The organism is Chitinophaga filiformis, assembly GCF_023100805.1.
GTDB lineage: Bacteria > Bacteroidota > Bacteroidia > Chitinophagales > Chitinophagaceae > Chitinophaga > Chitinophaga filiformis_B.
This window is the reverse complement of record NZ_CP095855.1, coordinates 2,672,318-2,684,631: the sequence shown is the minus strand read 5'-3', so window position 1 is coordinate 2,684,631 and position 12,314 is coordinate 2,672,318. Positions and strand designations below refer to the sequence as shown.

Here is a 12,314-nt window from a genome sequence, read left to right as displayed (position 1 = left end):
GAGTGTTACTTCCCTTTCAGCAAGCGCAGATCCACCTGCAGCGTGGCCATGAAATACCTTCCCAGCAACCGGTTCTGATTCTCTGTCACCGTATTGCCTGATATACTCTGCGAGAGCCTGGAAGTTTCATCCAGCAGGTTGAAGCCCTGCACGCGAAGGGTCAATTTCCTTTTGAAAAGCATCTTTTCCAGTGTGGCATTCACCAACAGCGGATTGGCCGTTAGCGCACCACTGAAACCGCTGTTCAATTGTTTATTCACATCAGCGCCCAGGCTGAATGTTTTCAGGAAATACACCTTGCCGTTCAGGTTGAAATTCCAGGTGTGGATATTGGTAATATTATTCTCCTGCAGCACGTACACATTCCTGTTGTAGGTATAAGCTACACCGGCCGTCAGTTCGGCAAATTCCCGCAGCATATTACCCCTGAGGGACTGTGTTACTACCAGGTTCTGGCCCGTTTTACGGACATTATCCATATACAGGATGTTATTGTTGTAAGAGCTGTTGCCATCCAGGAAGAGGTTATACTTACCATCAGCGAGGCGGTAGGACCATCCGTAGATGAAACGGAAATTATAATCACCGCCCGTATTCAGGAAACGGGTTTCCTGCTTCACCGTATTAAAACTGTCTTTCACCAGCGAGACATTCGTTACCACCTTATCCTGCGTATAGTTACCGGACAGGTGGATGAACAAAGTATTCATGCCCGCATTACGATAATTGAAAAACACGGAATGCGCAAACGCCGGACGAAGATCAGGATTACCGATGATGGGGAACTGTGCATTTGTCAGGTCAGGTACCGGTTGCAGTTGCTGGTAAGTCGGGAAGAGCACGTTGCCGGCATAAGAGAGGCTCATCATCGCCTGCTTAGGCAGTTTGTACTGAATACGGAAAACAGGTACCAGCTTATTACTGCTCACCACGGCCTTGTTAGCGCCGCCTGCCATACTGCTGGTCATACTGGCCGGTTGCAATCGCATCCCGAAGGTAAAATCCCATTTATTCTTTACCCTGCGGAAGTTCAGCTCTACCTGATGCTGTATCATCGTATAGATATACTGATTGCTGAGCGAATCGATCACATTGATCTTGCCGTCAGGATTTACCCAGCGGGTTTCCTGGATGTTGTCGGTACGGTTGTAATTGAGAGAATATCTTAATTCAAGGCTATTGGCTGAATCCAATGGCTCTACATAAGACAACTGGCCATTGCCGGTAAAAGTATTGTTCTTTTTATCCAGCAGCTGGTGTAACACGGAATCTTTTGCAACAGTGCTGTCGGGGTTATAATAACGGAGGCTGTCAATACCATCCTGCAGGTTGTTGTTTTTTGTAGTATTGGCGTAAAGACCCAGGGAGATGATCCTTCCCAGTCCGTTGAAACGATGGGAACCAAACAGGCCAGCCAGGAAAACAGGTGTACTGTTGGTGTTCAGACCGGTAGAGATCTGGTCCTTCCTTTGCAGGCCGCTTTGTATAGCGCTGGTCATACTACTGTTGTACGATTTGTTGCCGCTGTAGTTGAGGTTGAAGTTGAGCATATCCCCTTCCTTCGGCTTGTATTCCGTACCGATATTGATATTGTAATTATCATTACGGCTGCTGTTATTGCTGGTGTTCACACTGGAAAGCGTTCCTTCATCCGTCACTGTTTTTACCGTGCTTAAAGACTCCACATCACTGGTGGTACGGCCGCCAATGATGCCCACGTTCATGGAAAACTCCTTGGAGTAATTACCCCGGTAGTTGATGTTGCCGGTAGAGGTAATGGTATTGCCTACCTGTGCGGAGATGTTGTTGGTATTGCCATTAATAGAGAGCTGCTGTTTTTCACTGAAGTAGTTTGCCAGTACGGCGGCATTATACCGGCCATCATTGCCCACGCCACCCAGGGCCTGCCCCTGGTAGACCTTTTCCAGGTCTGCCTTCGTCTGGATATTGATGATCTTTTCCGGCTCGCCCACCTTCCTGCCGGTAGCACGGGCCAGGTCACCATAATCGTCTATGAGTTGTATTTTATCAATGAGATCTGCCGGCAGGAGGCGTGTAAGTGTTTTAATATCGGTGATCATGAAGTCTTTCCCGTTGATCCTGACCTTAGTGATCCTTTTCCCCATGGTCTGCACATTCCCTTCCATATCCACCTGCATACCGGGCAATCGCTTCAACAGGTCTTCCGCCACGGCGTTTTCCCGCAGGTGATACTGGTCCGCGCGATACTCGATCGTATCTTCCTTGATCACCACCGGCGGGACCGAACCTTTTACTACTACTTCTTTCAGGGTGCTTGTCTTCAGGGACAGTTTGATAAGCGGCAGATCTATCTGGGTGCCTGCTTCTTTAAACGAGAATTCACGGTACCAGGTCTCGTACCCGATTACGGTGACGCGGATAGTAAATACCGGCTGCGGTACATTCCTGAAAATGAATTTACCGGCATCATTGGCGATGGTATGCATTGTGTCCCGGCCTGCTATCAGCCATACATTGGCCCCGATCATTTCCTGACCGGTTGTATCCCTGACAGTGCCTGATACGTCATAGACAGTCTGTGCCGACAGGGTATGCAGACAGCAAAGGAAACTAATGAACAGGAAGATCCTTTTCATATAAAAAACTGGGCTTCATTTCAGACCTGTAATAAAGGGGGATACTGTTGGATTACGGGTTAACTGGCTAACTTGGCTAATTGGCTAAAGGCTATAAATTAATCATGATTCCGGGGCTTCCTGTAAATACAAAAGTATCCCAAAGCAATAAGTTACTTGCCTGTTCAATTTAGGCTTTTTTGAGGAGATAGCCAGTAAAAAAATGGCCGGACTGCATCCTGTCTGCGGTATGGGGATAAAACCGGTAAAAAGCTCCGGGTGGAGCTTTTACACAGCTTCAGGTGTTTGTTCTCTTTCCATCATTTTACGCATGTTCATGACAGCGTAACGCACTCTTCCCAATGCGGTATTAATACCTACATTGACGATCTGTGCGATCTCTTTAAAAGAGAGGTCGGCATAATACCGTAAGATCAGCGCTTCACGCTGTGCTTCCGGCAGGCGGTCGATCAATACGTGTACGGATGCATGGGTTTCCCGCGTAATGATGCGGTGCTCCTGGCTATCCACATGTTTGTAAGTGTTGTTGATTAATTCATCCCTGTAGATAAGGGCAAAAGCAGCTGTCTTTTTACGAAAATGGCTGATGCAGCAATTATGGGCTATCCTGACAGCCCAGGCTATAAAGCGGCTGTTGTCAAGGTAATGGCCTTCGTTGAAGGCATTGATGATCTTGATGAACACATCCTGGAATATATCTTCCGCCAGGCATCTGTCTTTTACCAACAGCATGATAGTTGTAAAGATCCTGTTCTTATGGCGATGCACAAGTACCGTAAACGCACGGTCATCGCCGGATCTGTACGATTTTATAAGATCTTCATCTGTCAGGTCACAATATCTTTTCATGTCATTATTTTTTTAAAATACCGGGCAATAAAGAAGTTGAAAAAATCGGCCGCCCTGGATAAAGCAGCCATCTTACATGTGGTTTTGATGGAGATGGTCATTAGTAAACTAGTTCTTAATGCCAAGAAGTGCCTGCACTTCAGCATACTTGCTCCAGTCGATGCTTCTGCCACGTGCAGCTACATTACCCGGAACAATTACATATCTTACCTGGAATCTCTTGTTACCGTTGTTGTCTGTCTGCGTGCTTACATTAAAGTTGCTGAACAACAGTAAGCCGCCTTCTGTCAACACTTCCCTGATATACAGGTCTCCCTCTACATAAGGAACAGATGAAATGTTTGGCTGATCAGCCGTATACAGGTTGAAATATACTTTTACAAAACCTGTGCTCAGCAGATCTGCATCAATAGCGTCCACGTCCACGCCCCATACATATTCGCCTGTAGCTGTATCCAGTGCAAACTGTGTATCCAGCCATTCTGAATAAGTGATGTTTACAGATCCTGCATCTCCTTTGTCCCCCTTATCTCCTTTGTCGCCTTTCGGACCGTTTGCACCCGCCGGACCTGCAGGACCTGTTGCGCCATCCTTTCCACAGGAAGCCATACCGATCATGAGGGAGAACATACATGCAACAAAGAAGTAGCTGGAAATTCGTTTCATAAGTAAATTGTTTGTTTGTTGTTTAATGATGATGTTTTGTTTAAAATTTATAGGTTGAGTTATTCCATCCTGCTGTTAAAAGTTATTTCTCGGACAGAGGTCCCCATAGCGGTTGCCCAGCAGGAAACCGATGAGCACTTCATGCGTGCCTTTGCTGACCGTATTCAGCGATGATGTCGTGTAGTCGTACGAATAACCGATGTTCACCGTAGAGCTGATATTCACGCCCAGCATGGCGGCAAAGCCGTCTTTGATACGGTACGAAGCGCCCCACCATAAACGGTCCCTGTACAGGAACTTGGCATTCACATCATAGCTGATGGGCGCTGCAGTGATCAGCCTTACCATCACGGATGGCAATACACTCACATCCTCCGTCATCCAGAGCCTGTAACCTCCCGAAAAGAACAGGTGCGGCACCAGCTTTCCCCTGTATAGAGAATCACCCACTACTTTACCATTATCATAGGCTATTTCCTGGGGAACAATGTTCTGGACGGCCGCACCTATATAGAAGTCAGCACCATACAGTAAGAGCCCTGCATTCACTTCCGGACGCCACTTGTTCAGCAGGGTACTGGAAGCAACCACAGGATCGCCTGGCTGCTGGAATTGCAGCTTGGCGGCATCTACTGATACGGATTGCATGCCTATGGAAATACCACCACTTACATTCAGTCGCGATGACAGCGGAATGTGATGCGCATATGTAGCACTGAAGGAGAACCTGTTCAGGGGACCGGTCCTGTCGTTCAGAATGGTCACCCCCATACCTGCATGCGCAGGCGGCGTGGTATACTCCTGCCAGTAAGCCCTGCCCCTGGGATTCTCCCCGGGAGGCGTCAGACCGGTTACACTGGCCTGTGGGTAATCACTCTTGCGAAGAGGACCATGAACGGTTAAGTAGGTTGTAACCGGTGCACCATTCAGACCGGTCCACTGGTGCCGGTGACTCGCCTTTACATCCCAGTAGTTTTCAATGCCCGCCACTGCAGGATTGATGATGAACGGATTCAGGATGTACTGCGTATAATGCGGCTGTTGCTGTGCATAGATCTCCTGCGACAATAACGCCAGCAGCAGCAACAACAATGGTTTTCTTTTCATAAGCTTTTGTTTTTTAAGTGGTGTGCGGATAGCTTATTATCTGCCGCTGATGATCCTGAACTCCGTTCTGCGGTTACGCGCACGGCCTTCCGGGTTGTCAGATCCGTCAGGATGGGTATTAGGCGCTATCGGACGGGTAGCTGCATAGCCTTTTGCCTGCAGGCGGCTGGCATCAATGCCCTGGCTTACCAGGTAATCCACACAGCTCTTCGCCCTGTCTTCAGACAATTTTTCATTCAGCGCATTGGAACCTTTGCTGTCTGTATGCGCGCTCAGCTCTATCACAATAGCCGGGTATTTTTTCAGCATCGCTACCAGCCTGTCCAGTGATGGGAAAGATGCCGGTTGCAGGTAAGACATATTGAAATCGTAGTAAATATTCTCCAGTACAATAGGACCATCTGTCGTTGGTGGTTCCAGCGCAACAACCTGTGGTTCCGGTTTTGGCGCCGGCGGTGGAGGTGGTGGCGGTGGCACTACTTTCTGCAGGGAGAAGAGCTCCAGGCAGCAAGCGGCTGCCCGGTCGGACGACAGCCACACATTTTCCAGGATGTTCTCCTTACTGCCCTTACTGATGAAATACATATCGTCCTTTACAGAATTCACAGGGTATCCGAAGTTCACCGGTGTGCTCCAGGCGCCTGCAGAATCTTTCGCATAAAAGAAGTCAAAGCCGCCCATGCCTACCCTGCCATCCGTAGAAAAGATCAGCAGGTTGGAAGCAGCATGTACATAAGGTGCTTCCTCGTTCCAGGCAGTATTGATCACCGGGCCAAGGTTCTTTGTATAGAAAGGCGTTCCTTCTCCGTTCAGTTCTGCTTCCCAGAGATCGAAACCGCCCACACCACCCGGCCTGTCGCTGGCATAGATCAGGCGTTTGCCATCGGGTGTTACAAAGGGTTGTTGTGAACTGTAGCCGGGTACATTCAGCACAGTATCCAGTAATACCGGCTCACTCCAGGTATCACCACTCTTTTTGCTGCTGTAGATCGCTGCACTCTTCTTCCCCTGTTTCACCGTCCAGCGTGTCATAAAGAGCGTATTGCCATCAGGGCTCAATGCGATCACTCCCTGGTCTACATCCTTCGGCTGTGCAATGACCAGGAGGCTTACAGTATCCGGTTGTCCGGAGGCGTAATTAGCAGTATACAGGCGGTTTACAAAGGCATGTCCTTTCGCGCCTTTCTCCGGCCTGGTAGAGGTAAATACCAGCACGCTGTCTTTCAACCATACAGGGGCATAGTTAGCACCTATCGGGTTGATCACTTCAGGCGCCTTCTCTACTTTATACATGTTAAGATCGGGCTTGCTCATCTCTGCAATGATGAAGCGGAGGTTTTGCAATTCCCTTTGTGCTGTTTCACGGTAGGTATCCTGTTGTGTATATGATTCCAGGAAATAGGTGAATGCTTTCTCTGCCAGCTCATGCCTTCCCAGCGCCCTTAAGGCTACTGCGTAATGATAAGGAGCCAGCGGGAACGCCGTTTTATCAAACTCCATGGCCTCCGCATACCAGGGTACTGCCTTGCTGTAATCGTGCAGTAAACGGTAGCTCTCTGCCAGTTTATAGATAGCCTGTTGCTCTGAGCTTACCGTAGCCAGCGATTTCTTGGCAGATGGCTGCGTGTTGTAAGGCCGGTATGCAGCATCGCTTACGATCTTCCTGGCGCCTGCCAGGTATTTTTCATAATACGGCGCGGCAGAACTATACTCTGCATTCTTGTAGTAATAGTCAGCAGACCTCAGGTAGTTATAAGCAACCTGTCCTTTGCTTATTGTTACCGCCGAAAACAGTACTGCTGTAAGAAAGATATGTTTCATGTGTTTCTTTTGATACGTTTGATGGATGAAGGTTCATGTTAGAGACGCGGACAAACAAACTCCACTTCCTGCGATCTGAAAAGCTTTCTGCCGATGAAGGTGAGCGACAGTTCAAAACTGTTGGAGCCCCTGGCTATCTTGCTCAGTTCAGATGTATTGATATCATAGCTTACCCCCAGCGTAAAGCTTTTGTAGGTAAAGCCGGCATGTGTGGATACTGCATCTTTGAACCTATAGTTCACACCCAGCAACACATCGGTTATCGGGTTTACAAACAGCTGTCCGTAAGCGCCTGCCATCTTTTCTTCCGCATTGCCCTGGCGCAGGTAAAGCAGGTTAGGCGTTACACTGATCGCATCCGTGATGGCCAGCTTCACACCTGCATGGCCTGTAAAGCGCATAGGGAACCGGGCATCGCCATTCTTGCTGAACTGGTCGGTAGGCCTTGTAAGGTGTGATACCGAGAAACCGCCAAAGAGGTTATACTTCTTTCCTGGCTCCGCATCGTAATACAATACACCGGCGCCGGCATCGAATGATGTAGCCGATGTTCTGCTGAAAGCATCACCACTGGGCGTACCGGGATTGTAACCGGTAATAGGGTTCCACTGGTCGCCGAAGGTCAGCTTGGACGCATCGAACTTGCGCTGGATCATGCCGAACTGTAAGCCAAACACAATCCTGTGTGTACCAGCAGCACCGAGACGTACGCCGGTATAAGAGGCGCTTCCGTAAGCAGTGGTATAGTTATAACCACCGTCGCCCGCTTTCTGGTTCAATACACTGGCGCCAAAGTTGAATTGCTTGTTCGTGGTGAAATCTGCCGCTACACCGTAAGTCGAGAACGGATCGCTGATGTTTCCCCACTGATTACGATAGATGGCTGAAATACGATATTGGCCATCAAATGCACCCGTTAAGGCCGGGTTAAGCCATGACGGATACACATAATACTGGGAAAAATGCGGATCGGTCTGCGCTGTTGCTGTATTCCCTGTAAAGATCAGAAAGGGCAATACCAGGATGATAGATAGTATATTTCTCATTTTGGTCGATATTTAGCGATTGTTAAAATAAAATGACTACGTACCCCGTCAGTGGTGCAAATCCATTCTTCAGTTTTATGATATAGTAGTAAGTAGCCGCTGGTAACAGGTGGCCTTTATAAGAGCCATCCCATGGCGTCTTGTAGCCTTCTGAATAGTATACACGTTGTCCGTAACGGTTGAACACTTCCACCGTGCAATCTGCATATTCAGACAGGTTAGTTAGCTCCCATCTGTCATTTACCTGGTCGCCGTTGGGTGAGAATGCATTAGGTACTTTTACTGCTTTGAATACTTTCACCGACAGCTCATCCATAGCACTGCAACTTCCTTCTCCGATAGCCGTCAATGTATATACCTGGTCTTCCATGGCAGCGAGCGTAGGCCTCAGGGCAGTAGGGTCAGACAGTCCGAGTGGCGGCGACCAGCGGAATTTAAGTACGGTAGAATCATTGGCAGTGGCGTTAAAGGTCAGGACCGTACCCTGTGGTACGATGAAGGATTGTCCTGCATCTATGACCGGCTGCAGGTATACCACTACATTGCTGGTGAACGGTTGGGATACGCAGCCTGCGCCATTGGCAACGACCAGCTGCACAGGGTAATTGCCCGGCTGACTGTAGCGCTTCACGGGATTCCTGTCTGTCGATCCGCTGCCATCGCCAAAGGTCCATGCCCATGAAACGATATTATTATTATCATCCCTGCTCTTGTCTGTAAAGACATTATCAGCACCCTGGCACAATGTGTCCGGCGCAACGCTGAAGTCGGCCTGTGGCTGATTAAAGAACGCATCCAGTATTTTTTCTTTGGTAACAGTACAGCCATACACCGAAGTAGCCGTCAGTGATACCGTGTAAGTACCTCCCTTTTTGTAATTATAAACCGGCGCTGCTGCAGTTGACACGCCTCCGTCACCGAAAGCCCATTGATAGGTCAGAGCGGCATTATCCGGAACAGCAGATGTGTTTGTGAACCTGGCCGTACCATCGGGCATACAGATGCTGGTGGGTAAGCCAAAGTCCGGAACCGGCATTGCATGCACTGCGATCGTCTTTGCAGCAGTATCGCTGATACAACCATTGTTGCTTACTGTTACCAGTTTCACATTGTAGGTATCCCAGGCCGTATAGGTCCTGCTAAACGGCGTGTTATCTGTCCGTGTTTCATTGTTACCATCTCCGAAGATCCATTTCCAGGTGGTGATATTGCCGGTGGCAACTGTCGACTGGTCCGCAAAATTCACCGCTTCTCCCAAACAGATACTCTCGTTGGCAGTGAAAGCAGGTTGCGGCTTCGGATGTACGGTAATGGTGGCAGATATAGAATCGGTACAACCACTCTGTGTGGAGAACACATACCACACCGTGTGTGTACCAGCACCTGCGGTCAGCGGATTGAACACACCGGTAGAAGATACTCCCGGGCCCTTGTAAGTGCCCGTACCTGTCACACCATTTGTCACACTGCCTTTTGCCACCGATATCACGCGTTTATCGTTCACACATACTGCAGGCAAGGCTGTGAAGGCCAGCCGGGGCTTCAGGTTGAACGTTGCAGACACCGTAGTGTCTTTCGTACATCCCTGGGCAGTGGTAACCGTATATTTAATGTTATAAGTGCCGAAACTGGTATAGTTGTGCTGTGGATCGGCCACAGCTGAAGTATTCGGATTAGCCGGTGTAGCATTGGCATCGCCGAAGTTCCAGGCATAGGTACTGATAGCCTGTCCATCAGGCACCGTAGTGGTACTGTTGAACTGTACAAGGCCATCTACCTCCAGGCAGTTCTGCGGATAAGTAAAACCTAATACCGGTTTTGCATTTACCTGCACCTGTTTCTTTACAGTATCACTCACACAGAGCTCGCTCACCTTCACCACATGGGAAACAGTATAGGTACCGTATTTAGGATAATGTGCTGTTTGCGCAGTAGCTTTATCCAGTGATGCCGTGGTATCATTGCCAAAGTTCCAGTACCAGTTCTTCACAGGCGTTGTGCCGCCATAGGTGGACTGGTCTGTCAGGCTGACACCACCGCCCTCGCAAAGTGCCGCGGGTACAGTGTTAAAGTCAGCAACCGGTTTTGCCACCACTGTAATCGGGATCATCGTATCTGCCAGGCATCCTTCTTTGGAGATCACGCTCAGCTGGATATTCTGTTGTCCCACGGGGAACCTGCGTTTCACCAGTGCACCACTGTCCTGCACTGCGCCAGGGAATACCCATTTCCAGCGGTCAATATTGTACCCGTTGCCACTGCTGTCGCCTTTGAAATACACCGTATCCATGGTACAGCCAGTGAAGTCAATTTTAAAAGAAGCTGTTGGCTTCCGCTTCACATCTACAGTGATTTTCACTTCTTCTTTATGATCACATTTTTCAATACTGGGGTGTGTATTCGTGATAGGTATTTCGTAGGTACCGATGGTGCTGAATACATAAGTACCCGGTAAAGTATATTTATAGTAGGGTACGCCATTCACCAACTCTTCGCCTGTGGGCTGCGGATTGGTGAGCGATACATCGGCATTGGGCGTGATCATGTTTCCCAGCTTGCTGATGTTCCATTGCATCTCGGTCGGCTTGTATGCCAAAAGCACCGACAGTTCTACAGGCGTTTGCGTACAGGTAAATTCGTTCTTGTAGGAGGAGGTATCTTTTTCATTATGAATAACACCGATTACGTTCAGGTTATTAATGAGGGTGCCTGCGTTATAGCCATAACTCTCCACAGAACCCAGGCCATAGGTTACGGCGGTGAATGCGGAATCGCTTTGTACGATGGCCTGCGCCTGGCTGGAATTCCAACGTTTTATGACAACAGAATAACCGGGTCTGTTGGGGTGTGGTACGGCCACCGTCCATGCATTCCGCTGACCATCAATTGTCAGGGATTCAGTACCCTTCGTGGGAATGATCATGGTCAGGTAGTTTACCCGGATGCTTTCCCTGTTGTTCCTGTAAAAACCTATTCTTTTAATGGATTGCTCAACGGGGCTGAGGTAGATCATTTCAGGGTCACCATCGCCACCTGTGTTGGGACAGGCGCCGGTAGAGGCCATATATTGGGCAACGAGAATGGGTTTATCTGATTCGAGATAATCGGGCGTATTACTTTCAAATTCGTAATATGAATTACCCTGGAGACCTGTTAGCTGTACACCATTGCGCTTCACGATCGTCGTGGGATCTTTCACTACCACCTTGTATGGATTGGTCATGAAACTACCCGCTACATTATCAGTAGAAGTAGGTGCGGTGAGGTAACGTTTTCCCCATGCCTGGGAAGGAAAGATCTGCTGGATATTGTTATCGCCACTGGAACCGAAATTACCGGCACAGGCAATGGCGGTACGGCTACTACCGGAAAATACCGCTATCGGGAAACAGGTGTCATTTGAGTTAGCGACGGACTTTACCGTAGTACCGGTCATTTCATAGCCGGTACTGCCTCCTAAAGATGCACCTATCACCTGGTAGATCTCTCCCCTGTTCAATGTAACCGTGAAAGGCACGCCGGGAAGCTTACCGTTACGTGTAGGTACAGAAGGGGTGATCTCTACTTTGGTATTATTATCTTTTGCTACTACGAACATCCAGGAGAAACAGTCAAAATCATAGTCCTGCTGGCTGTTCAGCGATACATAATAATAACCCCAGGTTTCTTCCGGCATCAGCATGGTAGCACCTGATGATGCTGATCCGTATATGTGTGCATAGGCTACAATGGGTACATCACTTACGATGTGGATCCCTTTTTTGATAAAGAGCCCCTCTCCTCCTGTACCACCGAATGTAGGCGGCACGGAATATAACCTCGCGTCGAAAGTCCCGGTTTTGGGAATCTGGTCGGTGGCTATAACGGTGTTGGCAGGGATGCTGTAAGATCTTGTCCAGGTAGTACCGTCTATTGTCACCGTTACATTTGCGGGTTCTTCTGCACTCAGGTACAAGACCATTTCCTGCGAGTTGCCCCTGTTAGGCTCCATAAACTGGTGGTGGCCATATCCCACCCAAAAGCTTTTGCCTTTGTTGGATAAGTTCTGGCCATAGGTTTGCAAACAAGTCAGCAGGACGAGCAAGGTGGCTGTCAGGCTGCTGCGGAGCAATTTCCTGCCGCCAGTGCCCCCGCCCTGAGGCGGAGAGCAATAGCAAGCAAAGAATTGTCTGGTTAAAAGCAATGTCCATTTCTCCATAAAACCATT

General features: G+C 48.8%; 7 protein-coding genes. All 7 read right to left on the bottom strand.

The window, feature by feature from the left end:
- Positions 1-5: 5 nt before the first annotated feature.
- Positions 6-2,618: an outer membrane beta-barrel protein gene (locus MYF79_RS10885; protein ID WP_247813900.1), complete on the bottom strand. Its 2,613-nt coding sequence runs from the start codon at positions 2,616-2,618 to the stop codon at positions 6-8.
- Between the two features lie 267 nt (positions 2,619-2,885).
- Positions 2,886-3,467, bottom strand: coding sequence for an RNA polymerase sigma factor (locus tag MYF79_RS10880; RefSeq protein ID WP_247813899.1), 582 nt, complete (start codon positions 3,465-3,467; stop codon positions 2,886-2,888).
- A gap of 108 nt (positions 3,468-3,575) precedes the next feature.
- Positions 3,576-4,133: a hypothetical protein gene (locus tag MYF79_RS10875; protein WP_247813898.1), complete on the bottom strand. Its 558-nt coding sequence runs from the start codon at positions 4,131-4,133 to the stop codon at positions 3,576-3,578.
- Between the two features lie 75 nt (positions 4,134-4,208).
- A complete protein-coding gene (locus tag MYF79_RS10870) occupies positions 4,209-5,240 on the bottom strand; it encodes a type IX secretion system membrane protein PorP/SprF (RefSeq protein WP_247813897.1) in 1,032 nt (343 codons plus the stop codon).
- Positions 5,241-5,276: 36 nt separating this feature from the next.
- On the bottom strand, positions 5,277-7,061 hold the full coding sequence (locus tag MYF79_RS10865; protein ID WP_247813896.1) for an OmpA family protein: 1,785 nt from the start codon (positions 7,059-7,061) through the stop codon (positions 5,277-5,279).
- A 38-nt stretch (positions 7,062-7,099) separates the two neighbouring features.
- On the bottom strand, positions 7,100-8,107 hold the full coding sequence (locus tag MYF79_RS10860) for a PorP/SprF family type IX secretion system membrane protein (protein ID WP_247813895.1): 1,008 nt from the start codon (positions 8,105-8,107) through the stop codon (positions 7,100-7,102).
- A 22-nt stretch (positions 8,108-8,129) separates the two neighbouring features.
- Positions 8,130-12,305, bottom strand: a complete 4,176-nt coding sequence (locus tag MYF79_RS10855) for a PKD domain-containing protein (protein ID WP_247813894.1) — start codon at positions 12,303-12,305, stop codon at positions 8,130-8,132.
- Between the last annotated feature and the right edge of the window lie 9 nt (positions 12,306-12,314).